The organism is Bacteroides cellulolyticus (genome assembly GCF_025567135.1).
GTDB lineage: Bacteria > Bacteroidota > Bacteroidia > Bacteroidales > Bacteroidaceae > Phocaeicola > Phocaeicola cellulolyticus.
Window position 1 is genome coordinate 25,697 of the sequence record NZ_JAOQJJ010000009.1, and the last position, 13,938, is coordinate 39,634.

The 13,938-nt window shown below is 45.2% G+C and carries 13 protein-coding genes and 1 pseudogene; 2 read left to right on the forward strand and 12 right to left on the reverse strand.

Translation table 11 applies throughout. The features are described from left to right. Positions 1-4: 4 nt before the first annotated feature. Entirely contained in the window at positions 5-784 is a 780-nt protein-coding gene (locus OCV82_RS09570; protein WP_138273756.1) for a metallophosphoesterase, read from the forward strand. Positions 785-857: 73 nt separating this feature from the next. Here OCV82_RS09570 and OCV82_RS09575 read toward each other — a convergent pair whose 3' ends face one another. The 12 genes and pseudogenes from OCV82_RS09575 to OCV82_RS09630 all read right to left on the reverse strand — a co-directional run. Beyond that, positions 858-1,556: a TraX family protein gene (locus OCV82_RS09575; protein ID WP_138273757.1), complete on the reverse strand. Its 699-nt coding sequence runs from the start codon at positions 1,554-1,556 to the stop codon at positions 858-860. Positions 1,557-1,567: 11 nt separating this feature from the next. Next, on the reverse strand, positions 1,568-3,877 hold the full coding sequence (locus OCV82_RS09580) for a type IV secretory system conjugative DNA transfer family protein (protein WP_154044213.1): 2,310 nt from the start codon (positions 3,875-3,877) through the stop codon (positions 1,568-1,570). Between the two features lie 24 nt (positions 3,878-3,901). After that, positions 3,902-4,375: a hypothetical protein gene (locus OCV82_RS09585; RefSeq protein WP_154044214.1), complete on the reverse strand. Its 474-nt coding sequence runs from the start codon at positions 4,373-4,375 to the stop codon at positions 3,902-3,904. A gap of 3 nt (positions 4,376-4,378) precedes the next feature. Next, a complete protein-coding gene (traN, locus tag OCV82_RS09590; protein WP_154044215.1) occupies positions 4,379-5,266 on the reverse strand; it encodes a conjugative transposon protein TraN in 888 nt (295 codons plus the stop codon). Positions 5,267-5,314: 48 nt separating this feature from the next. After that, a complete protein-coding gene (traM, locus tag OCV82_RS09595; protein ID WP_154044216.1) occupies positions 5,315-6,526 on the reverse strand; it encodes a conjugative transposon protein TraM in 1,212 nt (403 codons plus the stop codon). Next, complete coding sequence (locus OCV82_RS09600) at positions 6,523-7,011, reverse strand: hypothetical protein (protein WP_115648695.1); 489 nt, start codon at positions 7,009-7,011, stop codon at positions 6,523-6,525. Before OCV82_RS09600 ends, traM begins: the two co-directional genes overlap by 4 nt. Positions 7,012-7,023: 12 nt before the next feature. Further along, positions 7,024-7,620 (reverse strand): conjugative transposon protein TraK, encoded by a 597-nt coding sequence (traK, locus tag OCV82_RS09605; protein ID WP_115648696.1) that lies wholly within the window; start codon positions 7,618-7,620, stop codon positions 7,024-7,026. 19 nt (positions 7,621-7,639) lie between these two features. Next, positions 7,640-8,767 (reverse strand): hypothetical protein, encoded by a 1,128-nt coding sequence (locus OCV82_RS09610; RefSeq protein WP_115648697.1) that lies wholly within the window; start codon positions 8,765-8,767, stop codon positions 7,640-7,642. Between the two features lie 60 nt (positions 8,768-8,827). Continuing rightward, positions 8,828-9,478 (reverse strand): DUF5045 domain-containing protein, encoded by a 651-nt coding sequence (locus OCV82_RS09615; RefSeq protein WP_007835264.1) that lies wholly within the window; start codon positions 9,476-9,478, stop codon positions 8,828-8,830. A gap of 25 nt (positions 9,479-9,503) precedes the next feature. Then, positions 9,504-10,157, reverse strand: a complete 654-nt coding sequence (locus OCV82_RS09620) for a hypothetical protein (RefSeq protein WP_154044240.1) — start codon at positions 10,155-10,157, stop codon at positions 9,504-9,506. Positions 10,158-10,222: 65 nt separating this feature from the next. Continuing rightward, positions 10,223-10,963, reverse strand: coding sequence for a hypothetical protein (locus OCV82_RS09625; RefSeq protein ID WP_115648699.1), 741 nt, complete (start codon positions 10,961-10,963; stop codon positions 10,223-10,225). Beyond that, positions 10,957-12,507 (reverse strand): annotated as a pseudogene (locus tag OCV82_RS09630) (TraG family conjugative transposon ATPase); the annotation flags it as partial. The gene OCV82_RS09625 and the pseudogene OCV82_RS09630, both read right to left, overlap by 7 nt. A 493-nt stretch (positions 12,508-13,000) precedes the next feature. Between OCV82_RS09630 and OCV82_RS09635 the strand changes: the two are divergent. Beyond that, complete coding sequence (locus OCV82_RS09635; protein ID WP_225230843.1) at positions 13,001-13,831, forward strand: DUF4377 domain-containing protein; 831 nt, start codon at positions 13,001-13,003, stop codon at positions 13,829-13,831. Positions 13,832-13,938: the final 107 nt, after the last annotated feature.

Here is a 13,938-nt window from a genome sequence, read left to right on the forward strand (position 1 = left end):
AATAATGCAATATCTTGATATATCATATAGAGACGACATTGTTGAAGTTTGTGGCGATATTCATGGTGAGTTTGAAACACTTGTCTTCAATATTGTACAAAAGAAAATAGAAAATGCGACTGTTATTGTTGCTGGAGACTGTGGCTTCGGATTTAATAAACTGGCGTATTATGATGAACTCTATAAAAGGAAGTTACATAGAAAGTTAAAGAAACAGAATGTTCTACTGCTTATGGTACGTGGCAATCATGATGACCCCTTGTTTTTTGATAAAGAGTTGATTGATTATCCTTATATGAAAACTTTGCCGGATTATACCATTGTGCATACTAGGAAACATAATATCTTGTGTGTTGGTGGAGCTATATCTATAGACAGGAGTTTCAGACTTTCCCAGATGGATTATAATCGGATTCTCGGTAAACAAAGGTTACCTTTGTATTGGAAGGATGAAATGTTTAGATATGATGAAGAGCAGTTACAGATTCTCAATGATGAAGGCATAAAAATTGATACAGTAATAACTCATTCAGCTCCGGATTTTTGTCCTCCATTTACAAAAGGAGATGTAGAGCATTTCTGTGCTAATGATGATGATTTGACTTCTGATTTGGATAAGGAGAGAAAAGATTTTACCCGACTATATGAATGGCTTGTAGGGAATGAACATCCTCTTACCAATTGGTTTTACGGACATTTTCATACTTCTGCTGAAATATATGATGAAACAATGAAGATAAGATTCTGCTTACTTAATATTAATGAGTTAAGTAGATTAAAGTAGCTGTAAAAGAATTAAGTTGACCTATGTTTAAATACTAGTTAAGGCTCAATCCAGATATATAGTGGGTAAAAATTCAAGAAAAATACGTACAATTAATATAATGTATAACAAAAAGATGTACAGGGTAAAAAGCATAGAACCCATACTTTGCTATGCTTCCCTGTACAAACCCTCTTGTACCATTATAAAGATATAAAACCATACAGCCCATTACAGCACCAATTACCCCGTAGTACATCATCAAAACAAATGTGCAAAAAAATTGCATACCTCTACTATATGGGAAAGAGTGACCATATACATTAAAAAGATAAAATATAACGATAACAATAATCCCTCTCCATTCATAATCCACTCCAAGCCAAGAAGCGAGTCCGGCCATGCCAATTGTCCAAAAGAATCCCAGTACCAGACTACGTTGCAGAAGATTTTCAAGAACCATAAGCGTGGCCACACCCAAAGCCAGTGTAAACATCACATTATGTGTCCTGTCAGCACCATTCAGCAGATACCAGGGTATTTCACTGATTACGGCAAAGCCCAGCAGGGTAAAGAAATACCTGTACCTGCTTCTGGTATGAATAAACCCTTCCGCTATCAGAAAGGCAAACACTGGAAAAGCGATGCGCCCGATACAGCGCATCGTTCCGTATAATACGGTACCGTGCTCCATCAGATAAAGAGCAACATGGTCTATCACCATGGAAATCATGGCTATGACTTTCAGGGCACTGCCGCTAAGTCCGAATGCCGGTTTTAAGGTCATATTCATAAATTACATATTTAACTGATACCGAGAAGTTCCTTTACCATATCCTCCACTTCCTGGTTCACACGCTTGAAGTTACGGTTCAGCAAAATTTCCTTCTCTTTGTCGTTTTTGAACTCATAGATTTTGGGTAGAGCCACATAGTGTTTTTCCTCGTTCTTAATCTTCTTCATATCAAAGTGTGTCTTGCAGAAATACTTTGTGGTCTTGAATTCTTCCGACTGCTCGATGTCAAAATGGTCAAGCATACTGTCATCAGTAGCCGTAAAGTCACGTGCAGCCTGTCCGGCAAGCCATCCTGTTGCCATATCCGCAATCTTGGCTGCGGGAACCAGAAAATCCATCTTCTCAGATATTGTGGTTGATACCTTATGGTCGTTGATGGAAATGGAACGAGAGGTCTGCTTTGCCTTTCCGAACACATCATTCTGTGCCCACTCCAGCGTCTCCTTGTTTCGTGCTGCACCCATGAAGATATTACCGCAGGTGGTGATAATCTTCTGCATACCGACCTTGCCGTAATCTGCCTCCAGCTGCGGAAGCTCCTGGAAACCTAAGGTCACGGCAACCTTGTTGGAACGTGCCGTACCGATAAGACGGTCTATCTTGTGAAAGTACAGTGTCGGAAGCTCATCCACTATGATGCTTACCGGGATATTGCCCTTTGAGTTCACCCTTGTAATCAGTCGGTTCAGAACCAGGGCATTAAGAGAACCGATAACCTGTTCCTTTTCCGGGTCATTGGCTATTACCAGATAGCTCGGATTAGCCTTGTCAGAAATCTTCAGGTCGAAATCATCCCCGGTGAATACCCAGTAGGCTTCCGGAGATACAAGGCGTGCGGCATTTACACGTAGCGTACCGACCATACCTTCCAGCTGGTCATTGGCCTTGTTCTCGTATGCACTCTTGAACGGAGCCATCAGTGAAGCAATCCTGTCATCCTGCATCAGGATATTGAATACCTGGTCGTATGGCTTTCCCAAGAATGAAAGCACATGCGGCATGTCCGAGAACTCACCGGTTACGGTATCCGGTTCCACTTCATTGCCATGCTCGTCCTCATACCAGCACCTCTGAATCAGAATCTTCCTGCCGGTCCGGTCCTTATAGCTGTATCCGTTCAGGTCAACAAACATACGGTCCTCGTCAGTCGATACGTCATTACCATTTTCATCCACAAAGTCAAGCACCACATTGCCGTCCTTGTCGATGGCATTGAAGTCATCCCAGTTGCGTATGACAATCTCCAGCTTCTTTCCCTCCAGTGATATGAAACGCTTCAGTTTCCTGCCGTTCCTGAATCCTACCGGATGGAAGTTTACAAAGAAATAGATGATGGCAGCCAGGAAGTTTTCCGCAGAATTAGTGAAGAATGCTTCCGATCCGCCCTTCTTCTCTCCACCTCCCTTGTTGAGCGAGGCCAAAAGAGTAGCCGCCGTTTCAGAAGCGGCAGCCAGATCCGGGATATATTTCCGCTGAATCGGATTGATACGGTTGGAGTATTCCACATCGGTAAAATTTACTATACGGAATCCGCAGTTCTGAGGCAGTTTACCAGCTTTCCTGTTCTTACAGTACTGATAGAAAAGCGTCTGTGCAAGTGTCGGAAACTTGAAGTCATATACCATCATGGCAAATCCCTTTGCTGAATGCTGCCTGATGAACGGGTCAATGATACCGAAAGACTTACCCGAACCCGGCGTACCCAGTACAATCGTGCCACGGAACGGATTGATGATATTGATCCATCCTTTGTGCATTTTCTTTTTCCAGTAGTATATCATTGGAATGTTCACCGAATAATCATTGCTGACCAGTGTTTCAGACTGCTGGAACGATTCGTTTTCAAAATTGAAACGGTCCTCACCAACCTTGTAGTTGTAATACTTGGCAATACCGTCCAGTCCCTGATGTACCAGCATGGTGCCGACTACCGAACAGACTGCATACATAAGCCTGTTGGCCGGAAATCCCAGCCAGCTGAATCCGAAACTCATGCCGTGGAATACAAAACAAAGCCCTACAAGTGTCAGACCGGCCAACACAGGATAGATGACCATTGTCCTTACATTGAACTTCAGGGACTTTTCAGCCTTTGTGCCGATACAGACAATACAGATGCATATCAGTTCGGCCACCTTGCATCCCGATACTGAATTGAATACCTTGAAGCGTGCCAGCAGGTCGAGTACGAACTGCGTAACCCTGTTGTCTGCCGTAACAGGCAGGTTCATGATGATTTCAATAATCAGAAAGATATATATGCAGCTCCTGAAGTAGTTGTACATCTGCTGCTGTTCCCTTGTCTCCTCAAATGCCATACGCTCTACCTGTATATGAATTTACTAAAATGGAACCTTTATACCCAACAGCAGACCATTGCGGAAAGTATCCCCATGCAGGAAGTTCACATTGTTCTTCTGTATGACAGAGAACTCCAGTCCGCTGCGGAACACATAGCTGTATTCAAATCCGGCCTCCAGCCCGAAGAAGAACTTCTTCTGTACCGCACCGAACTGAGGCCCCAGACGAAGGCTCATCATGCCGTTCTTGTACCGTGCCAGACGGTATTTGTAAACCATACCTCCATCCCAGAAATATCCTTTCCAGAAATTGTGACATACCGGCTTCTGCCAGTGATTCCCGACCTCACCATATACTTCGACCGCATTTCCGTATGAAAGCGGATACTCATAGCCCAAAGTGGCATTCAGCGTACTTGGAAAAAGGAATCCTGTATTGACGGAAACCTTTCCGGTCTGTGCCGATGCACCGATGAATGCAACCGAGCACAACAGAATGAACAGAATCTTCTTCATGGCCTATCTTTTTATGGAATGATCAATATAATAGTAGGGGTAATAGTCGGCACCGTCCAGAATATCCGAGTCGAAGCCGTCCGCATTGAGAATGTCCTCATACTCGATGGTGAGTACCACCACACGTCCGCTTATCTGGTTCTCGGAAATCTCCAGACGGAGTACCTTCTCTTCAGGGAAAGTCAGTTTCGGAATCACAAGCACGTTCCTGTAGTCCTTTTTGAACTTACGGGTATTGTTCATGGAGAATACTGGAGTAAGCTCTATGGTCTGTGAATTGGTTGCCTTGGTCTCTTTCTTGTCAGTAAGTTTTACCCTTATCTCTTCGATGTCGTATGCAATCCTGGTCTTATTCTTCAACGTATAGTCCAGAAAGAAATAGTCACCGATGGAATAGATGTTGTTGATGTATGCCCTAATTCCGTTTTTGTTTGATACAATCTGGTTGAATTTTCTTCTGCTTCCATAGACAGCCCAGGCATATCGTGCAATCTCGGCCATCGGCATGGAAACCTCCGGATTGATATAGGACTGTGTCTCATTGTAGGATACATTGTAGATGGTAGAAGCACAATCTGGTGATTCTGTATAGAGAATGTCATACTGGGCAATATGACGCTCACCGATAATGGTGAGTGTACCCAGCAGTTCGTTTTCGCTGTAACCTTCAGACGATATGGAATCATTCTCCAGATAAGGCTTGATACGGACGATATTGTCTGTACACTGCTTGCCTATAATTTTAGTAGTGGAAATATCCACCATTTTGATGTTCTCCGGCATTACAATGTGCGTGGTCACTTCCCGGTTGATGTATATCTTCTCGTTGGCCGACAGATGTACGGCTATGCCTGTGATAAGGCATATTATCAGAATAATTCTGGTTTTCATATTGGAATATTAAAATGTTACTATAATTTTCTTTGCTGTATAGATATATTATCTCGCATCCTCCGAGTTTATCAGGTAAACGATGGTATTGTATTTGATTTTTACCTTGTTCTTTCTGATATTGGAAGATATGGCAGAAGTTGCAGAGTTATACATGTTCTGCAGTGACTGGAGTGCAATGGCCTCCGTGGAAATACCTGTACCGTAACCGTCACTGGATTCAAAACTGATATTCTGCTGTACTGTATTGGAACCTGCATCCTTCATAAAATCTCTGAAAGCCGATTCAGGAACATAGAAGCCTTCCATACCGTCATTGTCAAAGACAGACAGCTTGACCTTGATGAATCTGTCGCCGATAAGGATACTGGTTATGGAAGCCCTGACACGCTGCTGTCCGAAACCTGTCACTGTACCATAGAGGTAAGTACCCTTTTTCAGTTTTGTACCGCTTACCGTCACATCGTCCAGAAGCTTGAACCGCAGACGTGTACCTTCATGCGCCTTTGTAGTCTGGTCAATCATGGCACGTATCAGTTTGTTCTCGGCAAATTCATCCGGAGCAGTAACCGTATTGAACCTGTCGGCATTGGTGTCATCAGACTTGATTACCAGACTCGGACGGTTGCGTTCCCTTTCTTCCTGACGTACTTTAGCTATAGAATCAGCCCTGTGCTTTCTTTCCTCTTCCTCTGCTTCCGGGTCTTTGATACCCAGTCCGCTTTCAATGGCCTTCTGCCGTTCATAGCTCCTTCGCTGAATCTCTTCAAGGTCACGTGCAAATTCATCCTGTGAGGAATATCCCATACCTCTGTAACCCGTTTCATTGTTTTCCGAAGGACCGTTTCCGTAAGCATATGCATTGATATGCTTTCTTGATTCGGCAAGGGAACGCTCCAGTTCTTCAAGTTCCCTCTGCTGTCGCTGTCTTTCAGCTTCAGCTGCATCCAGACGGTTCAGCTCCTCCTCGCTGTAGCCGTGTTCCAGTTCCTCCTTCTTCTGTTCTTCCTCCCCGATACCGCTTACGGCTGTGAAGGCATCCTCGTCACCGAAACGTCTGGACATCTCATACATCTTGTCTCCGGCCTCCTCGGCATTGGCCTGGGGAAGCTCCATGTTGATACGGTCTGTAGCTACCGTTCCGGCAGTCTCCTCACCACCGGAGAAGGTCTGCATCACAAAGTATACCAGTGCGCACAGCGGAACGAATATGACCAGCGGAAAGATATACTTGGGCTGTTTGAAATTAATCTTAATCATGGGTTATCATTGTTTTTAATGGATTTGACTATATTTTCCAGCTGCCGGTATTTGAGGATGATCCGCAAGGAATCCTCACGGCTCTTAACCGGTATGGCAATCATGGAGTCCAGTTCATGACGCAGTAACTGTCCCTTCACCGTCATGTCCGTCAATACACTGCGGTGAATGTCCTTGTTTGCCTGGATGGTACGGAATCCCTGAAACACCGGTTCCATATTGGCAATCGAACTGACATCCGGTTCACTCTGTTTTCCGTTGCCGGAATCTATGGCTACGGTACTTACAAGGAGCAGAAGCAGCGTTCCCGCTACACCTGCGAATGTCGTTTTCGGATGTTTAGCCGCCCATCTGTTGGCCAGTCTTATCCTTGCGGCCAGACGGTATCTTGTTCCGATGACACCCAGTTTGGGCTGCAACCACGACCTGACAAGCAGATGCGTTTTCAGACGGCTTTCCTGTATCTTTTTTCTGAATGATTTCATAATATCCGTATATCAATAGTCCAAATCCCTGTTTTCAAGAGTCCTCCAGCCGGTAATGAGCAGACCGTGCGGATTGTTCCTTGTCCTCGGTACGGACTCGATGTAACCGGTTGTCACCATCGAGCGTCTGATGTCCCTGGTCCTTCGCTTGATAAGCTGCGTACCATAATAGGTAAACTTCCGTTCATGTACGTCAAACTGAATGGAGTCACACATGATGGTGCAGACAGCCGAAGAGGAAATGATGTCCGAGTAGAAACCGTTCTCGTCCATGGCCTGTTTCTGTTTCAGTGCAGTCCCGTCAGCCATATACATTGCTTTCCCTACCGTCCATTTGATATAGTCGTTGTCGGGCGGTAAGTTGAAGAAATACTGGTGGAACAGCTGTATGTGCGCCTTGGCCTCCATGGTGAAGTTGGCTTCCAGCCGTGCACGCTCGGCAAGAAACGGAATGTCTCCGTCAAGTACATAAATCTGCTGCCTTTCCTCGTTGACAAGGGAAATACAGCACCAGACTGTAAAGGCACAGATGACGGTGCAGCCTCCGATTACCGCAAATACCGTCATCATAGCCAGTCTGGTTTTCTGTGCAAGGGATTCAATAAGCATATTGTAAAAAGATTTGAAGTTATTTGACTAATGACCTGACAGCCGAACCTGTTCCTCTCATGGCAGAACCTGCCGCACCTCCGGCCATGGCACCTGCAGTAGTGGTGATACCCATTGCAGCCGAACCGGCAACGGAACCCGTGCCTGAACTTACACCTCCCGGAATCAGCCATGAAGCCACTTCAGGAACGAAGCGTATGATATAGGCACCCACGAGCATACCCATGGCATACATACAGTTGGAGCCTATTCCCTGCAGTCCCAGTGCGCCGATCTGTTCCCAGGAGTTTACCGAGCCATGAAGCAGATGGTCGTATGCCACCAGATCCTGCTGCAGGTTATAAAGAAGGATGAAGTCTATATAATAGATGCACATATAGGTCACGAATCCCCATAACGAGAGGGAAAGGAACTTGGACATCCACTGGCTCCAGGCCGAGTTCCATGGCGGTGCCAGCGAGAGAGCAAACATGATCGGACAGAATATCATCATGATGGCCATGAAAATCCTCTGTGCCACGAGCATCCCGTAATACGACATCTGGAAAATCAGTTCGCCGACAAAGCGTATTACATCGTTTATCCATTCACTGACCTTTGTCTCAGCCGCCACGGCAGCCCTCTGGGCGTAGTTGTTGATGGTCGAGCCCAGATTCTCCACATTATATATAAGCTTGTCCCACCAGGCAGCATCCTGACCGATTTCGGCCACCTGCTTTGCCGTGGCTATGGAGTCCTGCACGGTTCTCAGCCTGTCGAGATATTCACTCTGTTTCTGTGCCACCTTCAGCTCGAAGGCTGCCACTTCCTTGTTCTTTGCCTTTGCCATAGCCCATGTAGCGGACTCCAGACTCTTTCCCGGAACCTGCAGAGCCGAGCATATCCATGAAGAGGATGAAATACACAGGGAAATGCCGATGATGCGCAACAGCTTCATGACATCCATACCACGCCTTCCAAGCATCATCATCCAGCATTCGTATGAACCGACACACAGGGCCAGACACAGACCGAGAGCCTTTGCCATTGAAACGGCATCACCGAGAACGGCCACATTGGGAAATGTCTCCATGGCCGTCAGCAGCTTTTCCAGACTTTCGTCAATGGCCGGAAGTCCTATTGTCAGTGGAATAAACAGTAAATTCATGATTGACTATATTATTTGTTTAATATTATTACTTAAATTATTATCAATTATAGAGAGTGTCTAATAGTGTGTAGCGGCAACGGCACAAAGGTGCGCAGTCCTGTTGACCAGTTCTGCCATCCTGGATTTGGCTTCCTCGTATGCCTTCTGCCGCTTGGCGTTCTCCAGCCCATAACCGACACCGGTTTTGTGTATATAGGCTATATCCGCACAGAGTATTTCATTCTGGCGGCTCAGTTCGTCCACCTGATAGCGGAGCTTGCCGTCACTCTTCTGCATACAGTAGAGCAGTCCGTCCGTGATACAGTCCTGCATACGGTTGAACTCGTCCTTGTAGGTGGCATACATCAGGTCAACATTTCTGTCAGCCTCCCTTGCCAGTTCTTCCTTATACAGTTCCTCGATATATTTGCGCTCACTCTCCACTTTTTTGATTTTCTGCCTCTGCGTCTCTTCGGCAGTCACACGCACCGGCATGATACGTTTTACATCAGACTTTGGTTCCTTGAAACGGACACGGAATCCGGAATTGAACCAGTCCCATTTCCAGTACATTTCCGCACCTGAGTATTTCTTATGCAGGAAAAAGTAATACCAGTCCGGAGCAAAATCCCACGGACCGTTTTCCATAGACTTCCACTGCTTCTGCTTTTCACTGTCACTTACTATGCTTTGGGCATTGGCAACAGTGACTGTACCTGAAACTGCCATACAGAACAGGCACAATAACATAATTCTAACCTGCATATCCCTGATTCCATTTATTGATTACACGCTCAGCTATCTCATTTTTCACATTGGAGTTCAGTATCTCCCAGATATAGTCCGGCTTCCATCCGCAGTCCGTGACAAGGAAACAGTACAGGTTGGCATTGTCTATGATGTACCTTGCCCTGTCGATGGAAGCCTTCAGTGTCATTACCAGATTCAGTTTCTCATCCATGGAAGCCTTCATAAGGTTTATACCCGAAGCAGCTACAGATGCATATAGTCTGTAGCAGTGTTGTATCTCCCTTGATATTGCCACGTTGGCATCGGCATAATACCATGCTACGAAAGGCTTCTTTGATACATGACTGAAGGTATTGCCGGTAAAGTTCTTGTATTCCGTTACCAGCTGATACAGTGAGTTGGCCGTTGAAGAGATTGCACCAGCCAGTACCAGGTACGAATAGGCATTGTTCAGCCTTGTATCCAGAGTGGTCCGGACATCATTGAACTTTTCCGCACCCTTCTCAATGAGCGACTGCTCGCCATAGCTTGTGGCCACTCTTGTAAGAGCCTTGTCCTCGTCCTTCTTTATGGCCTTGTGCAGGGCAATGAGTGCTTCGATGGTCGGCAGGTCTTTGGGTATTATGAAAGCGGAAGCCTTTAAAGGCAGCAACAGCATTATAATACCTGTTGATATGATACTTATATTCCTGAGTTTCATGACAGACACATACATATGAAGAGTTAATAATTTGAAGCAACCAGGCCGTTCCAGTCCTGTACAAGATTCCCCACATGATTCTTCATGGTCACCACATTTGCCCATCCTTCAGGATCTATGGCAAAGAAGAGGTCGTTTGCAGTGGCATACTGTGCCATCAGAACCATCCCTTCCACCTTGTAGCGTATCCTGTTCAGGTCTGTATAGATGCTGTTGGCCAATGTCAGCCTTTCATACCTGTCCAGCAGGTTGTAGCCGTCATCCTTTTTTTCTGCAGTTGCCTGTCCCTGCAACGGATTGGGAATCCTGGCATTGTTCACAATATTGACGAAGTTGCCGACCAGCTGCTGGGTTTCCGCTACAAGATTGCCGAGTTCGTTCAGACAGAGCAGCCTGTTTGAAAATTTGGCCTTGTTTACCGTACTGACAAGTACCGGAACATTTCGCAGAATATCCAAAGCGCACAGACCTATTTCCTTATAATAAAGACTTTCAGTCCCGAAACCGGATATGTTCTCCATGCTCAGCTTGTAGAGTTCCTTCATGGTAGCCATGCTTACCGTATAGAGTTCTACCTTCTGTTTCTTGGCGGCGATGGTATCCACACGCTGGTTGTGCTGTTCCTCGATAAGTTTCTGTGAAGCGGTATTGGCCATGACAATCTTCAGGCAGTTGCGGTCGAATACGATTCTCCATGCAGCAGACATATTGGCTGATGCCGATACCAGCAGTATCGCAATCAGCATGAATCTGAATTTTACCATAGTGACATAACTTTTTGATGTTGGTTGACTTTTCTTGCAAACTCCAGATACAGAAGCCCTCCGTCAGCCTTGCGGTCTTCCTCGATACGGGTGATGGCCTCCTGCAGCGTACCGTACCGGGCAAGATAAATCTTCAGTGCCTCCTTTTCGGTACGTTCTGTGGTGTATGCCCAGTAACATTCCGGTGCTTCCTCTACGCCGTACACATCCGAGTGCTGTCCCCTGCAAATCCACACCTCCTTGAAGTAGCTTCTTCCCTCATGGTTGTTCAGCGCATTGATAGTGAAAATCTGCTGACGCTGTATGTCAGTGAGTCCCAGAATGGCTGCAATATCTTCATACCTGTCCTTGAACTTAGTCTGGTCAAGCAGAATCTTCACATCCGAGTTGTTGATGATGGCCTCCTTCACAATAGGGGAATCAATCACGTCATTAAGCTCCTGTGTGACCACACCGGCTATTCCGTGGAACTTTCGGACGGTTTTATACAAATACTTTATATATTCCGCCATGGTAGGTGAAGCGATTGCCTTCCATGCCTCTTCGATGATAAGAGCCTTCCGTCCCTTCTTGATACGCATCTTCTGCAGGAACACGTCCATGATAATCAGCACCACAATCGGGAATAGCACCGGATCATCCTTTATTTTATCTATTTCGAACACAATGAAACGCTCGTCAAACAGATTAATGTCCAGGTCGGAGTTCAGCGTCATCTCCAGCTCGCCGCCACGGTAGAACTGTTTCAGTATGGCTGCAAAGTCATGTATATTGAAACTGATTTTCTCCAACTGCGTAATCTGCGGAATGCGCTCCAGGGCAAACTCATAGTAGGAATTGAATGATAGTTCCTGAACCTTCAGCCTGCGCTTCTGCTCTTCCATGTGGTCAATCTGCCTGTCAATCTTAATCAGCATGGAATTGTTATAAAGTTCCCTTTTATATTTTTCTATGATGGCAAGTGCACGTTCCTTTTCCGATTCTGTGGCCGCTTCATCATTTATCAGAGCAGTCAGTGATCGGCACTGTCGGATCAGCTTCAGACGGCGTACTTCGGAAGGCAGCAGCAGGGCACGGTTTTCAGCCTTCTCCTGAACCTCTTCCGTATTTATCTGCCTGTCAATGTCCTCCATGCTGTGCGTGTACTGTTCATAGTCATTCTCCATCTTGGCGGCAACCAGCAGTTTCTGCCTCAATGCCTCACGCTCACTGTCGCTGAACTTTTCAAACGGATTGAAATAGGCCTCGTAATATTCCACGATGGTCTGGTTTATCAGCATGTCCTCAATCTTTGTTGGAAATGTGTTACCCTTGAATATCAGGAATATCAGCGATTTAAGGAAGTTCTTCTTCTCACCGAAATTAAGTTCATATTCCTCCTTCGTGACCTTGAACGGATTCATGGAAATGGGCTTCTCCTTCGAGTAGGCTATGTATGTACCCTTGTAATATCCGCATATGCCTTCGTAGGAATCACCCGTATCCACCATGACCACATCCGTATTCTGTTCCAGCAGCTGACGTACCACACTGTTCATGTGGAATACATATGAGAGAGCATTTATAGCTGATTATCAGTAATATAAGAAAATATCGGTACAAAAATAATCACTATAAGAAACAGGGTGAAAAAGCCGTTTTTGGAAGAAGCAAAGAGGGAAAGGAAAAGGTTTGTTTAAGATGAAGATTTAACAAAAACTTAACAAATAGAAGTCATTTTTATACTTTGCCGATGACCGCTCGGAATGAGGTCAAAACCACAAAGGAATTGTCGGGGAATTGCTTGACATGATTGATTTTTAGCATGTTTTGCGCATTGAGAGCCAATAGGGGTACAAATGGCGTATGAAATAAGTCTTAAAACTCTGATTTTTGCTCTGCGAAGAAGGTCATTGATAGGAAATTCACTACCTTTGTATTTGGATTGTGGATTGGAGCAACTTTATTCAAGACATACGAAATAAAAAGTTGCATTCGAGATGCAATGTTTTTATAGTTTTTGCATTTTTATAATAGCTAACAATTAAAAAGATAAAAATGAATACGAAAGACTTTTTCGGAATACTGCTTATGGCTATGTTTGCAGTGGTAGGACTAACAGCATGTAGTAACGATGATGAGCCTAAAGATTCTGTCAAAGAGATTAGAATGCAGATTTCAGCAGAAACAGGCGTGATGTATGCATGGGGCGACGACAAGAAGGAGAATCCCATCGAGTGTATGCTTGTCATGTCGGAAGATAATCCCGGAGTATGGGAACCTCTCGGATTCAACAGCATCGAGGGCTTTACCTATGTAAGAGGACATGAGTATTATCTCTCGGTAAGGCGGACAATCCTCGCAAATCCACCTGCGGATGCTTCCGACCGTACTTATTCGCTTATCCGTATTCTTGAGGACAGAGTTGTCACGGAACCAGAAGTTCCGGTTGATGAAGAGATAACATCGGAAGAAGATATCGAATACCATGATTTGTGTCCTTTCGAGAAGTACGCAATCAGCAAGGAGTTCGTTGTTGATAAGGATGGTAATATATATTACGGCGATGGCTCATCGCTGCCGTCATACGACAACGCCCGTATTTGGTTGGAAGATGTCCTTGACAAAGAAGACCCGAATTGGGTTAAATTTCAGACGGTGTCATATCAGGCGACTTATTCGTATGTCTTTTCACCGTTTACCGATGACATTCGTTTGATACGCAACGATTCACATGGTCCGATGTTCAAAAGCGTCATTCCCGAAGATGAGTTTACCCGTATTATCCAAACCATGCAATCCGGCGAAGAAGTCCGTTACGCACTCATCCTTGCCAATGTTTATAAAAAGGGACTTCAAAAGTTGGAATTTACAATAAAAAAGCAATAACCATTATAGGGTGACTCCACCTCGCCCTCTCTCAATCTTCCAATCATACCGACCTTCCGCGACATCGCCAACCTCTTTGAGTGTATGGCGATGTTTTATTTCGTCAA

What these genes read in the sequence shown, in the direction of transcription:
- traN (WP_154044215.1), bottom strand. Translation starts at nt 5,266, where the DNA reads ATGAAAACCAGAATTATTCTGATAATATGCCTTATCACAGGCATAGCC.
- traM (WP_154044216.1), bottom strand. Translation starts at nt 6,526, where the DNA reads ATGATTAAGATTAATTTCAAACAGCCCAAGTATATCTTTCCGCTGGTC.
- OCV82_RS09610 (WP_115648697.1), bottom strand. Translation starts at nt 8,767, where the DNA reads ATGAATTTACTGTTTATTCCACTGACAATAGGACTTCCGGCCATTGAC.
- OCV82_RS09570 (WP_138273756.1), top strand. Translation starts at nt 5, where the DNA reads ATGCAATATCTTGATATATCATATAGAGACGACATTGTTGAAGTTTGT.
- OCV82_RS09620 (WP_154044240.1), bottom strand. Translation starts at nt 10,157, where the DNA reads ATGCTGTTGCTGCCTTTAAAGGCTTCCGCTTTCATAATACCCAAAGAC.
- OCV82_RS09575 (WP_138273757.1), bottom strand. Translation starts at nt 1,556, where the DNA reads ATGAATATGACCTTAAAACCGGCATTCGGACTTAGCGGCAGTGCCCTG.
- OCV82_RS09600 (WP_115648695.1), bottom strand. Translation starts at nt 7,011, where the DNA reads ATGAAATCATTCAGAAAAAAGATACAGGAAAGCCGTCTGAAAACGCAT.
- OCV82_RS09635 (WP_225230843.1), top strand. Translation starts at nt 13,001, where the DNA reads ATGAATACGAAAGACTTTTTCGGAATACTGCTTATGGCTATGTTTGCA.
- traK (WP_115648696.1), bottom strand. Translation starts at nt 7,620, where the DNA reads ATGCTTATTGAATCCCTTGCACAGAAAACCAGACTGGCTATGATGACG.
- OCV82_RS09615 (WP_007835264.1), bottom strand. Translation starts at nt 9,478, where the DNA reads ATGGCAGTTTCAGGTACAGTCACTGTTGCCAATGCCCAAAGCATAGTA.
- OCV82_RS09580 (WP_154044213.1), bottom strand. Translation starts at nt 3,877, where the DNA reads ATGGCATTTGAGGAGACAAGGGAACAGCAGCAGATGTACAACTACTTC.
- OCV82_RS09625 (WP_115648699.1), bottom strand. Translation starts at nt 10,963, where the DNA reads ATGGTAAAATTCAGATTCATGCTGATTGCGATACTGCTGGTATCGGCA.
- OCV82_RS09585 (WP_154044214.1), bottom strand. Translation starts at nt 4,375, where the DNA reads ATGAAGAAGATTCTGTTCATTCTGTTGTGCTCGGTTGCATTCATCGGT.